The sequence below is a fragment of the Micromonospora sp. NPDC005710 genome (assembly GCF_040630995.1).
In the GTDB taxonomy this organism is placed as follows: Bacteria; Actinomycetota; Actinomycetes; order Mycobacteriales; family Micromonosporaceae; genus Micromonospora.
In genome coordinates, this window is sequence record NZ_JBEXYP010000010.1 from 137,192 (window position 1) to 152,249 (window position 15,058).

The window sequence follows — 15,058 nt, forward strand, 5'->3', positions numbered from 1 at the left end:
TCCGGAAAAGTTCCCGGGGTTCCCGGATCCGACTGATTTCGCGGATGTCCGACGTGGCGGGAGCCGGGCCGCTCAGCTCGGGACGGGTTGGTCCGCGCTCTCGCGTTCTCTCGGGACCACCGGGTCGGGCATGCTCCACGAGCGCCACAGCTGGCTGTACCCGCCCCCGGCCCCGAGCAGCTCGGCGTGCGTGCCGTGCTCGGTGACGCGTCCCTGGTCGAGGACGACGATGCGGTCCGCGGTGGCCGCCTGGCTGAGTCGGTGCGCGACGACGAGAGTGGTGCGGCCCTCGGTGGCCGCCACAGCGGCGCGGTCGAGGTCACGTGCGCCCGCGCTGCCCGCCTCGGCGGTGGCCTCGTCGAGGACCGCGACAGCCGGATCGGCGAGGATGAGGCGGGCCAGTGCGAGCTGCTGGGCCTGGGCCGAGGTGAGGTGCCGCCCACCCTCCCCCACCGCTGTGGCGAGACCGTCCGGCAGGGTGCGCACCCACTCGGTGGCCCCGACGAGGTCCAGGGCGGCGGCGATCTCGGTGTCGGTGGCGTCCGGGTCGGCCAGGCGCAGGTCGTCGGCGAGCGCACCGGCGAAGACGTGCACCTCCTGGCTGATCAGGGCGATCTCGCGACGGAGGCGGCGCTCGTCGAGCTGTGTCAGCGGTACGCCGCGCAGGGTCACCGCACCGTCGGTGGGCGCGATGATGCCGGCGATGATCCCGGCGAGGGTGCTCTTGCCCGCGCCGCTCGCGCCGACCAGGGCGACGCGCTCCCCCGGCGCGAGGCGCAGGGCGACGTCGCGCAGCACCACCGGCCCGTCGTCGTAGTGGTGTCGGGCGACTGTCACCTCCAGTGCCGCCGGTACGCCCCGATCGCCGCGGGCGGACTCGGTGCCGGCGGGGGACGCCGCGTCCGGCAGCGTGGTGACCCCGACGAGTCGGGCGAGGCTGGCCCCGGCCTGCAACACCGAGTCCGACTCGAACAGCAGCAGGCCGATGGGGTTGAAGAGGCGGTGGAAGTAGAGCGCGGCAGTGGTGGCGGCGCCGACGCTGGCCAGGTCGCCGCGCACCAGGAGGAAACCGGCGAGCAGTACGGCGGCGAGCCCCACGAACTCCGAACGGTTGATGCGCAGCCCGAAGCGGGTGTAGAGACCGAAGATCTCCAGCGACAGGTCGCGGGCGACGGCGGAGCGCTCCGCGATCCGGGCGACGTGGGCGTTCTCCATCCGGTAGGCGCGTACTGTCGCCGCGCCCCGCAGCGCCTCGGCCGTCGCCTGTGCGCGCTCGCCCGTCGCCACCCGCTCCCGGGCGTAGTACGGCACCGACCGTTTGAGGTACCAGCGCAGCGCCACCGCGTACGCCGGGGCCGCTACCAACCCGGCGATGCCGAGCCGCCAGTCGAGGGCGAAGAGTCCCGCCGCGGTCAGCACGACGGACAGCACCGCGCCGAGGAAGGCGGGGCCGCTGGTGGCGATCACGTTCGTCACCACTGCCACGTCGTCACCGGCACGGGCCACCAGGTCGCCGGTCCCGGCCCGCTCCAGGGTGGCCGACGGCAGGTGCAGGGCGCGGTCGAGGACCCGTTCCCGGAGTCGGGCCAGCACGGTCTCGCCGAGGCGCGCGGCGACCGCCGCTCCGACCGCGGTGAGGAGCCCCGCGAGCACGGCGGCGCCGGCGATCACACCCGCCCAGGACACCACCTGGGGCGTGTCGGTCCCGGCCATGACGTCGTCGACGAGCCGGCCGAGCACCCAGGGGGCTACCAGCCCGGTCGCGGCGGCGGCGACAAGCAACGTGCCGGCGAGGGCGCTGAGCGCCGGCAGAAGGGCCAGCTCGGTACGCAGGGCCGCCCAGGTCTGCCGGCCGGTCGCCGTCGGCAGGAGCTGCCGGGTGATCGGCTCGGACGTCATCGCAGGGTCTCCTCGCGGTAGCGGGCGTCACTGGCGAGCAGCCGCTCGTGCGGACCGTCGGCGACGACCCGTCCCCGATCGATCACCGCGACCCGGTCGGTGATCCGCAGCAGCGCCGGGCTGGTGGTGATCAGCACCGTGCCGCGGGTGCCCGCCCCGCGAGCCTGCGCCAGCCGGGTGGCGAGCAACCCTTCGGTCACCGCGTCGACAGCCGTGGTGGGGTTGTGCAGCACCAGCACCGGCGGGTCGGCGACGAGGGCCCTCGCCAGCCCGATGCGTTGCCGCTGCCCACCGGAGAGGTTCGCCCCGCGTTCGGTGAGCAGGCGGTCCATCCCGTGCGGGTGCGCGGCGAGCACGTCGTCCGCAGCGGCGGCCCGCACGGCGGCACGCAGAACGTCGTCGTCGACGGAGACGCCGGAGCTGAGGTTGGCGCGTAGCGTCCCCTCGAACAGCGCCACGTCATGCTGTTCGACAAGGAGCACGGCGCGCGCGGTGTCGATGTGCAACTCGTCGGCGGGGACGCCGTCTACGAGGAAGGTCCCCCGGCGGTCCGCGTGGGGCACGCGGCCGGCCAGCAGCGCGACGAGCGCCTCGGCCTCACCCGGGTCGTAGGCGAGCACGCCCAGGATCTCACCGGCCTGGACGCGCAGGCTGAGGTCGTCGAGGCCCGCGTACGCGACGCCGTCGAGGACGAGCCGGGACGAGCTCGGGGCGGGCGGCCCGGCCTCACCCGGCTGGACGACGGGTGCCGCGCCGAGGACCCGGGCGACGCGTCCGGCGGAGGCTCGGGCCATGGCGAACATCTGGACGCAGTACCCGAGCGTCTGGACCGGCTCGGCGATGAACTGGGCCAGCCCCACCACGGCGACGAGTTCGCCGATGGTGAGCCGCCCCTGCAGCGCGAGCCAGCCGGCGGCTCCGGCGACGGTGGCGAGGAAGAGACCGTTGACGGTGGTGGTGAGCCCGAGGTGCAGACCCTTGGTGGTGGCGGCGCGCAGGGTGACGTCGAGGGCGTGGCGGCTGGCTCCCGCGTACCGGCGGGCGGCGTGGTCCTGCGCGCCGATGCCGCGCAGGACGCGCAGGCCGGTGACGAGGTCGACGGCGAGGGCGGTGGTGGCAGCGAGGGCCTCCTGCTGCGACGTGCTGCGCCGGGTGAGCAGCGGCGCCATCCGCTGAAGGGCGACGACCAGCACTGGTACGCCGAGGAGCACGCCGAGGCCGAGCGGGATGTCGACGACGAGCAGCGCGACGGCGGCGACCACGATGGCGGTGAGCGCCGCGGCGGTGAGTCCGGCGACCCGCACGACGAGCGCCGACAACTCGGCGTCGGAGGCCGTCACGGAGAGCAGTTCGCCGTCACGCAAACCCGATCGGCGTCCGCGCGGGTCGAGGGCGCTGCTGACGATCTCGACCCGGGTGGCGTGCGCCTCGTGTTCGACGGCGGCGAACGCCAGTCGCGCCCCGGCCCGGTAGGCGAAGGCGAGCACTGTGAACAGGGCGGCCAGGCCGGCCAGTGAGAGCAGCAGGGCGCGGACGTCGCCGGTGGCCACCGCACTGTCGATGACCACGCCGATGGCCACCGGAACGAGAGCTTCGGTGGCCTGGTGGGTGCAGAGCAGCGCGATGCCGCCGGCCACCCGGGCGCGCTGGCGACGCAGCGCGCGACGGAGCACCACACCACCGGTGGTCTCGGTGAATGTCATGCTCGGATCAATGAGGGCACGGCGACAGACTCCACTTACGATTAGGGCAGGCTAACCTAACATGCCCTCGAAGCGGAGGTGGATGGGCGGTCCAGCGCGGTAACCGGCTCACCAGTCATGGACCGTGCCGTCCTGAAGCCGGTTGAACGGCAGGTACGCCGGCTCGTACGGGAACCGGGCCGCCGCCTCCTCGTCGAGTTCCACCCCGAGGCCCGGCTGGTCGCCCGGGTGCAGGTAACCGTCGGTGAAGGTGAACGACTGCCGGAACACCTCGTTGGCCAGCGGGGTGTGCTTCATGTACTCCTGGATGCCGAAGTTGTGGATGGCCAGGTCCAGGTGCAGCGCCGCGGCCATGCCCACCGGGGAGATGTCGGTGGGGCCGTGGATACCCGACTTGATCTGGTACTGGGCGGCGAAGTCGAGCAGCTTGCGCATGGCGGTGATACCACCGGTGTGGGTGACAGCCGACCGGACGTAGTCGATCAGCTGCTCCCGGATCAGGGTCTGGTAGTCCCACACCGTGTTGAAGACCTCCCCGATGGCCAGCGGAGTGGTGGTGTGCTGGCGGACCAGCCGCAGCGCCTCCTGGTTCTCGGCCGGGGTGCAGTCCTCCAGCCAGAACAGGTCGTACGGTTCAAGGGCCTTGCCGAGCTTGGCGGCCTGGATCGGGGTCATCCGGTGGTGACCGTCGTGCAGCAGCGGCAACTCCGGGCCGAACTCGTTGCGTACCGCCTCGAAGACAGTCGGCAGATGGCGCAGGTACGCGCGGGTGTCCCAGTCCTCCTCGGCGGGCAACGGGGTGCGCTGTGCGGGCTCGTAGTCGTAGCGCTGGCCCGTGGCGCTGGGCTGTGCGGCCACACCGTAGACGGCGTTGATCCCCGGCACCGAGGTCTGCACCCGGATCGACCGGAAGCCCTCGTCGAGGTGACGGCGGATCGAGTCGAACAGCTCCGGAAGGTCCCGCCCCGACGCGTGCCCGTACGCCATGATGCCGTTGCGGGACGCGCCGCCCAGCAGTTGGTACAGCGGCATGCCGGCGGCCTTGGCCAAGATGTCCCAGAGCGCGACGTCCACCGCGGCGATGGCCGCCATGGTGACCGGGCCACGTCGCCAGTACGCCGACCGGTACAGGAACTGCCAGGTGTCCTCGATCCGGTGCGCGTCGCGCCCCATCAGCAGTGGGGCGACGTGGTCTTGCAGGTACGAGGCGACGGACAGCTCACGGCCGTTGAGCGTGGCGTCGCCCAGACCCGTGACGCCCTCGTCGGTGGTGATCTTCAGGGTGACGAAGTTCCGGTCGGGGCTGGACACGATGACGTCTGCTGCGACGATCTTCACGGGGTGCCTTTCGTTCCGTCAGAACCGGCTGTGGATTCTAGGCCGGGACAGGCGATCGGCGCGGCCGTGACCGCGCCCATGATCGGAGAGCCGGCCCCCGTCGGGCCGGCTCTCCGCGGTCGGAGGCGGCACCGTCACCCGGTCCGGCTACGGAGGCTCCGGGTCAGGGCGGGGATCATCACCGCGGCGGCGACGAGGTGTAGCCCGAGGAGGACGGCGACGGTGGCCGCGTTCGCTCCGGAGACGGGGGCCGGGACCAGTGAGAGCGCGGTCAGCGCCACTGCGACCCGGACGAACCGGTCGGCGGGCCGCGCGCTCCACCGGAGCAGAGCCACGGCGATGACGACGCCCACTACCGAGAAGAAGCCGGTCACCACGGCGATGCCGGCCAACGGGATCGTCTCGCCACCGTCGGGGATCTCGAAGTCGACGCCAACGACCCGGGCCAGCGCGGCGCCGAGGGTGGTGGCCACCATCGCCGCGAGTGTGGCGATCAAGCCGGTGCCGGCGAGCCCGCCGAGCCGGCGGGTGCGGCTGGGCTGTTCCGATGCCGGGCCGGCGACGATTTCGGTGTCCTTCGTGCTGTTCATGTCGTCTCCATCAGGGTGAGGCTCGCGTAGAGGATGTGGTGACCGACGTGCGGCGGCCCCGGGCGTGAAGACACGCACTCTCGCCGTGCGGCCGTCGGGGTTGCGCAACGCGCGGACGCCGGTGCCGCGCAGCCAGAAGCCGGCATCGCGTCCGAACACCGGCCCGGGCTCTCCGTCGCGCAGTTCCAACTGCACCCGCCCGCTGGTGACCACGCCGAACGCGTCGTGCCACTCCGCCGCGACGACCTCGGCACGCGCGCCGCCGGGCAGCGTGAGCGTCCGCACCGGAGGGCTACTCCGTGCCGTCCGCCGGCAGGCGTTCCGGCAGCCCGAGCCGCGGGAACTGGTCGTCGTGGAAGATGAATACCTCGGTGATGGCGCCGCCGGTGATACGCAGGACGTCGATCGTCAGCGGCAGGTACGCGCCCTCCTGCTTCCGCCAGTGGTAGAAGGCGACGGCGGGCTGTCGGTTCACCGAGGTGGGGACCGCGCGCAGGCCCGTCATGCCATCGAAGCCGTCCTCGACCCAGCTGTTCACCACCGCGTCGCGGCCGACGTACCGGCCCGGCGTGGGCGGCATCGAGTAGCGGACGTCATCGCGCAGCATCCCCGCGAGCACCTCGACGTTCGTGGCCACGCTGGCGTCGGTGAAGCGGCGCACCAGCTCGCGCGTCCCGGCGTCCTCCGCACCGCCGGTCCAGTCCTGCCGCTCGGCGGGCAGGTGCTCCCGCATGCCGGCGCGAGCCCGCTGCAGGGCGCTGTTCACCGAGTTGACCGAGTCCCCGAGCAGCTCCGCGACGTCCTTCGCCGGCCAGCCGAGCACGTCCCGCAGGATCAGCACGGCCCGCGGGCGCGGCGCGAGGTGCTGGACCGCGACCAGGTACGCCAGCTCGATCGTCTCCCGCGCGACGGCGAGGGTCTCCGGCTCGTCCGCGTCGCCCGCCGGCAACTCGTCGAGCAGCCGGTCCGGGTAGGGCTGCAACCACAGCACCTCACCGCCGGTCGCCGGCTCCGGCCGGCGCTTGGCGAGCAGGTCCAGGCAGGCGTTCGTGGCGATCCGGTACAGCCAGGCCCGGAACGTCGACCGTCCCTCGAACGTCTCCCGCCGCCGCCAGGCCCGTAGGAACGTCTCCTGCACGGTGTCCTCGGCATCCTCGAACGACCCGAGCATCCGGTAGCAGTGCACGTGCAGTTCCCGCCGGTGCCGCTGCGCCAGCCCCGAGAACGCCGGTTCGTCGACCTCCCCCAGACCGCTCACGCCCAGCTCCTCCAACCGCGTGTCCGCACTCATCACGTCATCCTTCCGCCCCGTCATGTCCTGTCGTGGGTATGACGGGCGCGGACGCGACAACTCATCACTCGGGTCTGCCGGCCTGGCCCGACCGTCTCGTCACGGGGTCGGCCTGGGAGCAGCCTCAGCGGAGCAGGTGTCGTCCCGGAAGTCGTTACTTCCGGTGCCGCGCCGGAGCGGGATGATCCGGTGATGAAAAACAGGTCAGGTGGAGTCCTGGAACCTACTTTTCATCACCTGATCATGGACTGAGCGGTGACGCGCCAAATGCGGTCCTAGCGGGCGGTGTCGCCGCCCGATCGTCCCGCGCCGGTGGCGGTGGGCCGGTGCGCTATGCGGGGTGCCCGCACGGCGGAGGCGGTGCCGGCGCCGGGGCGGTAATCCCGTGCCGCGCCGGCCACCATCTCGTCGGCGTCGCGGGTGAGCGTCTGCCGGATGTGCGCCGGGACGAACTCGGACGTCGCCATCGCCAGTCGGACCTGCACCGCGCGGTCGTCGACCAGGCGGGCCAGATCCGCCTCGTCCAGCTCGACGGCCCGCACCAGCGCGGCACGGACGTCGACCACCGGGTCCGCCGCGAGCGCGCTGCGCTGCTCGGCGGTGGTCCGCGGGTTGCGGGCAACCCCCTTGCGTACGCGTGCGGTGCGATCGGCCAGCAGAGCGGTGATCACGTCGGGGTCGTGGGTGTGGGTGGCGAGCCGTTCCCGTACTTCGGGTGACACGTCGGCGATCAGCTTGGCGGCCAGCTCCGGCTCCAACTCCCGACTCTCCGCGAGCAGACCGCGAAGCTCCTTGTCGGAGGTCTGCGACATGACCTGGCGGATCGACTCGTCACACGCCGGGTTGCCGGCGACCGCCCAGCGGACCCACCGGTCGGCGTCCTTGACCAGGCGCATCAGGTTGGCGATCGAGGTGGAGGGGTTCCTCGCCACGGCCTCCCGGACCTGGCGATCATGGTCGCGGGTGAGCGGTCGCAGGGCCTGCGCGGGGGCGTCGGGCCGAGCGGCGACCGCCTTGCGGACCACCGGCGACGGGTCGGACGCCAGGTCGATGAGGGTCATTTGTGGCGTTGTGGGGTCCTGGGCGAGCGCGAGCCGGGCGTCATCGTTGCCACCGATCGGGCGGTGGGCGGTGGTGCCGGACTGGCTGTGTCGGTCGGCCGCGCCGACGTCCTGCTGTTTCCCCATGGCGCAATCATGTCACGCACGTGATCCGGCGTTCGGCAGCCGTGGCCGGGCTGTCGGCCCCTGCCGGTGCACCGTGGTCGGCACGGCCGCGAGACAGGCTCACGCCAGACCGGGTCCGGGCCGGACGCACACACGAACGACGCCTACCCTCTTCGATTGTGATCTCGACCGTGTGGCGGCTACTCACCCGCCAGATCGACACCAACCAGGCTCAGGACGACACCGTGCTGCGCGAGGCCTGCACACAGGCGCGGTACGGCTCTGACATCGAGCCGGCCCGCAAGGCCATGGCCGCCACCCGGGGTGACTACGACCGTCGGGCGCGATGCGTCCGCGTGCTGGCCGAATCGACGGCCGGTGGGCTGGGATCCCGAGTCGACAGCACGACCGGCCGGGTCGACACGGCGGCCGCTTGGACCGACAAGTGGGCGGCCCGCTCGCCCACCTGTCCGGACGCCCAGCTCGTACGTGCTCATTCCCTGATGGCCCGAGCCTGGGAGGTACGCGGCGGGGACTGGGCCTCCGCAGTCCGTCCAGAACAGTGGGCTGAGTTCCACCGCCTACAGCAACTGGCCGGGCAGGTGAACGACCTGGCCATGCGGCTGGCACCCGAGGACCCGACGCCGTGGGCAAACCAGTTGAAGCTCATGATCGACCAGAGCGCGTCGACGGAGGACGTCGAGGAGACGTGGGGTGAGCTGACCCGGCTGGACCCCTGGCACCGTCGCGGGCACACCCTCAAGCTGACCTACCACTGCATCAAGTGGGGCGGCTCTCACGAGGCGATGTTCGACTTCGCCAGGTCGGTCGCCGCCGCAGCGCCCGCAGGCTCGCCGTTGCACGTGCTGCCCGTGTTGGCCGCCGCCGAGTGGGCGTTGTGGGAGCAGGATCGCGAGTCGCCGGGCAGCACCGCTGACGAGATCGGCCAGCGATGGCGGCAGGATCCGATCATGCAATCCGATCTCGACAACGCGTTGTCAGTGTGGTTTCACCAGCCGGCCACCCGGCACGCCGACTGGCTCAACGACGCGAACTTCTTGGCGTACGGGCTGGCGCGCACTGGCCGCGACGCCGACGCCGCGCCGGTCTTCGCGTCGATCGGCCGGTACGTGACAAGCGTTCCGTGGTCCTGGTGGGGTGATCGTATGCGCGGCGACACCGCCTTCTTCCGAGCACGCCGCCGCGCCCGCCACGCTGCCTGACGGCTGCGGCGAGGATGCCGGCCGGGTGGTTGTCCGGCTCGTCGGCCCGGGTGTCGTCGAGCATCCCCACGATCAGCGTGGGGCGGGCAACCGCAGGCCGGACATTCCGCCGTCCACCGGCAACGACGAACCGGTCACCGACCCGGTCGCGGGAGACGCGAGGTACACGACGGCGGCGGCCACCTCGTCGGCGGTCACCAGGCGGCCGGTCGGCTGCCGGGACGCCAGCTGCCGCTTCTCGGCAGTCGGGTCCGCCGCGTCGGCGAGCAGGCGAGCCACCCAGGGCGTGTCGACGGTGCCGGGGGCGACACAGTTGACCCGGACGCCCTCCGTCACCAGGTCGGCGGCCATGGCGAGGGTGAGGGCGTGCACGGCACCCTTCGACGCCGAGTACAGGGCGCGTTTGGGCAGACCGGTGGTCGCCGCGATCGAGGAGATGTTGACGATCGCCGCGGACGACGACCGGCGCAGGTACGGCAGGGCGACGGCGCTGGTCCGGGCCACGCCGGAGACGTTGACGTCGAGCACTCGGCTCCACTGCTCGTCGTCGTTGTCCTCGACCGCGCCCACCGCTGAGATGGCGGCGTTGTTCACCAGGATGTCGATGCCGCCGAACGCCTCCGCGACCGAGGCAACGGCCGAGCTGAGGCTGGCCCGGTCGGCCACGTCCGCCCGGACGCCGAGCACCCCGGGGGCCTCCGGCAGGCCGGACAGGTCCAGGTCAAGGACACCCACCCGGGCGCCGGCGGCGGCGAACGCCCGCACGCACGCGAGGCCGATCCCCGATCCACCTCCGGTCACCACCGCCACGAGACCGTCACACCGCATCAGGCGTCCCGGAGCGTGCAGCGCTGCCGACCGAGGCCGTCGATCTCGACCTCCATCACGTCGCCGTCGGCCAGGTACGGGAAGCGGCCGGAGAGCGCCACTCCCTGCGGGGTGCCGGTGTTGATGACGTCGCCCGCGTCCAGGACGGTGTACTGGGACAGGTGCCAGATCAGGTACGCCACGTCGAAGATCATGTCCTTGGTGCTGGAGTCCTGGCGGGGCTCGCCGTTGACCCAGGACCGCAGCCGTAGCGCCTGCGGGTCGTCGATCTCGTCGGCGGTGACCAGCCATGGGCCGAGCGGTTGGAACGTCTCGCAGGACTTGCCCTTGGACCACTGGCCGCCGGAGACGGCGAGTTGGAAGTCCCGTTCGGAGACGTCGTTCGACAGCACGTACCCGGCGATGTGCGCGAGGGCGTCGGCCGGTGTGGCGAGGTAGCGGGCCGGGCGGCCGATCACCACCGCCAACTCCACCTCCCAGTCGGTCTTCGTCGACCCGCGCGGGATCAGGACCTCGTCGTACGGGCCGACGACAGTGTTGGGCGCCTTGTAGAAGATGATCGGCTCGGTCGGTGGCGCGGCACCGGACTCGGCGGCGTGCGCGGCGTAGTTCTGCCCGACGCAGAGCACCACCCCCGGCCGGGCGACAGGTGCGCCGACCCGCAGCCCGGTGACGTCGATCTCGGGTAGGTCGGTGGCTTCGCGGACCCGCCGGACGCCGTCGCCGGCGAGGAACTCGCCGTCGATGTCGGCGGTGAGCGACGAGAGGTCGATGTGCCGCCCGTCGACGTAGAGGACGGGGCGTTCCTGCCCCACGGGCCCGACGCGCATGAGTTTCACGAACCAACCTCCGGTGCAGGGGTACGGAATGGCGAGTGCGGTCCACAGGAGAGCTGAGACGGTGGCGAGAGAACCTATTTCCTATAGGATGTCGCCTTGCTAGTGTGTACTCGCTCACACCGGCACCGTCAAGGGGTTGCTGAGGAGACGAGATGACCCAGCAGGAACCTCGCGAGGGTCGGCTCCGTCCCGCCCGACGACTCACCCTCGCCGAGGACGTCTACGAGTCGATCAAGACGCTCGTCATGGACCACGTCCTTCCTCCCGGCGAGCGGGTCAACATCGACGCGCTGGCCCGGGAGCTGGACGTCTCCCCCACCCCCGTCCGCGAGGCCCTCGCGCGGCTGGAGGCCGACGGTCTGGTCCGCAAACGCCCCCTCTCCGGCTACACCACCACGCCCCTGCTGAGCCGCGCCGAGTTCGACGACCTGTTCGACGTCCGGCACCTGCTGGAGGGCGCCACCGCCGGGCGGGCCGCCACGCACGCCTCCGCCGACGCGCGCCAACGGATCAACGTCGAGGCGGCGGCGAACATCGACGTGGAGGCCGGCGACGGCTATCGCCGCCATGCCGACTTCACCGCGCTCGACGCGAAGTTCCACGACGTGATCGCCGAGGTCTCCGGCAGCCCTCTGCTGCGGGACACCATCACGCGGCTGCACTCGCACCTGCACCTGCACCGGCTCTACTTCCCGGTCGCCGGCGCGGCGGACACCAACACCGAGCACCAGCGCATCGCCACCGCCATCGTCGCCGGCGACGCGGCAGCCGCCACCGAGGCGATGCGCGCCCACCTCAGCGCCGCCCGCGAGCGCCACCTGCCCGCCTTCGACCAACCTCCCACCCCCGCGACACCGCGCGACTCGGCCTGACCCACCCACGGATCCGAGGAGCGCCATGCGGATCGCCCTGTTCATCACCTGCGTCAACGACCTCGCGTTCCCGGGCACCGGCATCGCTGTCACCCGCATCCTGCGGCGGCTCGGCCACACCGTCGACTTCCCCACCGCCCAGACCTGCTGCGGGCAGATGCACGCCAACACCGGTTACCGGGCCGAGGCGATGCCGATGGTGCGCCACTACGTCGACGTCTTCGACTCCTACGACGCCGTCGTCGTGCCGTCCGGGTCGTGCACCGCGATGATCCGCGACCAGTACCCGCGTCTGCACCCGCCCGCCACGTCGGTGGCCGCCCGCACGTACGAGCTGTCCGAGCTGCTCGTCGACGTTCTCGGCGTCACCGACGTCGGCGCCCAGTTCCCGGAGACGGTCACCTACCACCCCACCTGCCACGGTCTGCGGATGCTCCGGCTCGGCGACCGGCCGCTGACCCTGCTGCGCCAGGTCCGCGGGATCACCCTCGTCGAGTTGGGCGACGCCGAGGAGTGCTGCGGCTTCGGCGGCACGTTCGCCCTGAAGAACCCGGACGTCTCCACCGCGATGCTCACCGACAAGTGCGCCCGGGTCCGCGACACCGGCGCGCGGGTGCTCGCCGCCGCCGACAACTCCTGCCTGGCGCACATCGGCGGCGGCCTCGACCGCCACCGCTCCGGCGTACGTGCCGTGCACTACGCCGAGATTCTCGCCGAGATGGGAGCCAACTCATGAACCATCCGGTCGCACCCGCCACCGGGAGCGGGCGGATCCGCACCCCGCTGCCCTTCCCCACCGCCGCCAGGCCAGCCGTCGCCGACCCGCAACTGCGCGCCAACCTGCACCGGGCCACCCGCACCATCCGCGGCAAGCGGGCCCGGGTCGTCGACGAGGTACCCGACTGGGAGGCCCTGCGCGACGCCGGATCGGCGATCAAGGCAGACGTCCAACGTCGGTTACCGGAGCTGCTGGAGCAGTTCGAGGCGTCCGCCACCGCCGCCGGAGCCACAGTGCACTGGGCCCGCGACGCGGCCGAGGCGTGCCAGATCGTGGTCGAGCTGACCCGGGCCACCGGGGCCGACGAGGTCGTGAAGGTCAAGTCGATGGCGACCCAGGAGATCGAACTCAACGAGGCCCTCGATGCCGCCGGGATCGCCGCGTACGAGACCGACCTCGCCGAGCTGATCGTGCAGCTCGGCGAGGACACCCCGTCGCACATCCTGGTGCCGGCGATCCACTACAACCGGGCCCAGATTCGGGAGATCTTCCAGCGTCGCATGGCCGACGCGCCGGCCGACCTGAGCGACGAACCGGCCGCGCTGGCCGAGGCGGCCCGCGCCCACCTGCGACGGCGTTTCCTCTCGGCCCGGGTCGCCGTCTCCGGCGCCAACTTCGCCGTCGCCGACACCGGCACCCTCGTGGTGGTCGAGTCCGAGGGCAACGGGCGCATGTGCCTCACCCTCCCCGAGACGCTGATCAGCGTCGTCGGCGTCGAGAAGCTGCTGCCGACCTTCACCGACCTGGAGGTCTTCCTGCAACTGCTGCCGCGGTCCTCGACCGGCGAGCGGATGAACCCGTACACCTCGATGTGGACCGGTGTCACCCCCGGGGACGGCCCGCAGGACGTGCACGTCGTGCTCGTCGACAACGGCCGCTCCGCGGTGCTCGCCGACCCGGTCGGGCGACCCGCGCTGTCCTGCATCCGCTGCTCCGCGTGCCTCAACGTCTGCCCCGTGTACGAGCGGGCCGGCGGGCACGCGTACGGCTCGGTGTACCCGGGCCCGATCGGCGCGATCCTGTCGCCGCAGCTGACCGGTGTGGCCGACAACGCCTCACTGCCGTACGCGTCGACCCTCTGCGGCGCCTGCTACGACGTGTGCCCCGTGAAGATCAACATTCCGGAGATCCTGGTCCACCTCCGCCAGCAGGCACCGCACCCGCCCGGGGAACGGGCCACCATGCGCCTCCTGTCCTGGATCATGCGCAGTCCCCGTCGCTGGGCCGCCGCGCTGCGCCTGGCCCGTGCCGGCGCGGGGCCGCTCGGGGCGTACCGTCAGCGGCGCACCGGTGCCCGCACGCTGCGGCGACTGCCCTGGCCCGCGTCGGCGTGGACAAGGTCGCGAGACCTGCCGCTGCCCGCGCCGCAGACCTTCCGGGAATGGTGGGGAAAGCAGTGAGCGCACGTGACGAGATCCTGGCGCGGCTCCGGACGGCCCTGGCCGACAACCCGCCGCCGGTGGAGGTGCCCCGCCGCTACCGCCGGGTCGACGACCGCCCCGGCCTGATCGACACCCTCGTCGACCGCCTGGAGGACTACCGGGCCGTCGTCCACCGGGGCATCGACGCCCTGCCCCGACTACTCGGCGAGGTCGACCGGCTCGCCATCCCCACCGACGTCCCCGCCGACTGGCTGGCCGGGTACGCCGGGCAGCTGCACCGCGACGCGCCCCCGCTCTCACCGGCCGTCCTCGACGGCCTGGACGCGGTCCTGACCGGCTGCGCCGTCGCGGTCGCCGACAGCGGCACCATCATCCTCGACGCCGGCCCGACGCAGGGTCGGCGTGCGCTCACCCTGGTGCCCGACCGGCACATCTGCGTCGTCCGCACCGATCAGGTCGTCGGTCTGCTGCCGGAGGCGCTGACCCGACTTGACCCGCGCGCGCCGCTCACCTGGATCTCCGGCCCGTCCGCGACGAGTGACATCGAACTGAACCGGGTCGAGGGCGTGCACGGCCCGCGCCGCCTGGAGGTCGTCCTGGTCGGCTCAGGAGTCTGACGACACCTGCTCGCGGGTCTCGCCCGCCGTGTCCCGCAGCGGGATGTCGCGCACGTTGAGCAGCATGACGATGCCGACGCCGACCACCAGCGCGATGTCCGCGACGTTGCCGACGAAGAACCCGGCGTAGTCGATGAAGTCCACCACGTGCCCCCGCGCGAACCCGGGCTCCCGGAAGAGGCGGTCCAGCAGGTGCGTCGCCGCCCCGCCGAGCACCAGGCCCAACGCCACCGCCCACTGACGCGACGTGACCCGCCGGGCCACCACCGTCACCCCGACCACCGCCACCGCCGCGAAAACCGCGAAGATCCAGGTGTACGCCGTGCCGATCGAGAAGGCCGCGCCCGGGTTGTAGACGAGGCGCAGTTGCAGCAGCTCACCGACGAGCGTGACGGTCTGCCCGTCGGACAGCGCGGACTCGGCCCAGTACTTCGTGGCCTGATCGGCGGCGAGCACCACGGCAGCGATCAACACGACGGCGCGGAACATTCCGGAACCCTAGCCGGTCCGCCACGACCGTCACCACCGGCAA

Annotated in this window: 14 protein-coding genes; 5 read left to right on the top strand and 9 right to left on the bottom strand. The window is 72.1% G+C overall.

Annotated features, from left to right (window positions below; all coding sequences use genetic code 11):
• Nucleotides 1–72: 72 nt before the first annotated feature.
• The 6 genes from ABZ406_RS16155 to ABZ406_RS16180 form a co-directional block, all read right to left on the bottom strand.
• Complete coding sequence (locus ABZ406_RS16155) at nt 73–1,899, bottom strand: ABC transporter ATP-binding protein (RefSeq protein WP_357761524.1); 1,827 nt, start codon at nt 1,897–1,899, stop codon at nt 73–75.
• A complete protein-coding gene (locus ABZ406_RS16160) occupies nt 1,896–3,602 on the bottom strand; it encodes an ABC transporter ATP-binding protein (protein ID WP_357761527.1) in 1,707 nt (568 codons plus the stop codon). The genes ABZ406_RS16155 and ABZ406_RS16160 overlap by 4 nt, the downstream gene beginning before the upstream one ends.
• A gap of 108 nt (nt 3,603–3,710) precedes the next feature.
• On the bottom strand, nt 3,711–4,940 hold the full coding sequence (gene manD, locus ABZ406_RS16165) for a D-mannonate dehydratase ManD (protein WP_357761530.1): 1,230 nt from the start codon (nt 4,938–4,940) through the stop codon (nt 3,711–3,713).
• A gap of 134 nt (nt 4,941–5,074) precedes the next feature.
• Nucleotides 5,075–5,815 (bottom strand): DUF6069 family protein, encoded by a 741-nt coding sequence (locus ABZ406_RS16170; protein WP_357761533.1) that lies wholly within the window; start codon nt 5,813–5,815, stop codon nt 5,075–5,077.
• A gap of 7 nt (nt 5,816–5,822) precedes the next feature.
• Nucleotides 5,823–6,821 carry an RNA polymerase subunit sigma-70 gene (locus tag ABZ406_RS16175; protein WP_357761536.1) on the bottom strand — a complete coding sequence of 333 codons (999 nt, stop codon included), beginning with the start codon at nt 6,819–6,821 and terminating at the stop codon, nt 5,823–5,825.
• 275 nt (nt 6,822–7,096) lie between these two features.
• Nucleotides 7,097–8,008, bottom strand: a complete 912-nt coding sequence (locus tag ABZ406_RS16180) for a hypothetical protein (protein ID WP_357761539.1) — start codon at nt 8,006–8,008, stop codon at nt 7,097–7,099.
• A 158-nt stretch (nt 8,009–8,166) separates the two neighbouring features.
• On the opposite strand from ABZ406_RS16180, the gene ABZ406_RS16185 reads away from it, so the two are divergent.
• Complete coding sequence (locus tag ABZ406_RS16185) at nt 8,167–9,210, top strand: DUF4034 domain-containing protein (protein WP_357761541.1); 1,044 nt, start codon at nt 8,167–8,169, stop codon at nt 9,208–9,210.
• Between the two features lie 72 nt (nt 9,211–9,282).
• Here the strand turns inward: ABZ406_RS16185 and ABZ406_RS16190 are convergent, their stop codons facing one another.
• Nucleotides 9,283–10,038, bottom strand: coding sequence for an SDR family oxidoreductase (locus ABZ406_RS16190; protein ID WP_357761544.1), 756 nt, complete (start codon nt 10,036–10,038; stop codon nt 9,283–9,285).
• Complete coding sequence (locus tag ABZ406_RS16195; RefSeq protein WP_357761547.1) at nt 10,038–10,877, bottom strand: fumarylacetoacetate hydrolase family protein; 840 nt, start codon at nt 10,875–10,877, stop codon at nt 10,038–10,040. The genes ABZ406_RS16190 and ABZ406_RS16195 overlap by 1 nt, the downstream gene beginning before the upstream one ends.
• A gap of 152 nt (nt 10,878–11,029) precedes the next feature.
• Between ABZ406_RS16195 and ABZ406_RS16200 the strand changes: the two genes are divergently transcribed.
• From ABZ406_RS16200 to ABZ406_RS16215, 4 genes are read left to right on the top strand one after another with little or no spacing between them, the layout of a single operon-like run.
• Nucleotides 11,030–11,749 carry a GntR family transcriptional regulator gene (locus ABZ406_RS16200; RefSeq protein WP_357761550.1) on the top strand — a complete coding sequence of 240 codons (720 nt, stop codon included), beginning with the start codon at nt 11,030–11,032 and terminating at the stop codon, nt 11,747–11,749.
• Between the two features lie 25 nt (nt 11,750–11,774).
• Nucleotides 11,775–12,485 (top strand): (Fe-S)-binding protein, encoded by a 711-nt coding sequence (locus tag ABZ406_RS16205; RefSeq protein WP_357761552.1) that lies wholly within the window; start codon nt 11,775–11,777, stop codon nt 12,483–12,485.
• Nucleotides 12,482–13,927, top strand: coding sequence for a lactate utilization protein B (locus tag ABZ406_RS16210; RefSeq protein ID WP_357761556.1), 1,446 nt, complete (start codon nt 12,482–12,484; stop codon nt 13,925–13,927). The genes ABZ406_RS16205 and ABZ406_RS16210 overlap by 4 nt, the downstream gene beginning before the upstream one ends.
• Nucleotides 13,924–14,526: an LUD domain-containing protein gene (locus tag ABZ406_RS16215; protein ID WP_357761559.1), complete on the top strand. Its 603-nt coding sequence runs from the start codon at nt 13,924–13,926 to the stop codon at nt 14,524–14,526. Before ABZ406_RS16210 ends, ABZ406_RS16215 begins: the two co-directional genes overlap by 4 nt.
• On the opposite strand, the gene ABZ406_RS16220 is transcribed toward ABZ406_RS16215, so the two are convergent.
• Complete coding sequence (locus tag ABZ406_RS16220; protein WP_357761562.1) at nt 14,515–15,015, bottom strand: signal peptidase II; 501 nt, start codon at nt 15,013–15,015, stop codon at nt 14,515–14,517. The two genes, ABZ406_RS16215 and ABZ406_RS16220, sit on opposite strands and share 12 nt — an antisense overlap.
• Nucleotides 15,016–15,058 lie beyond the last annotated feature (43 nt).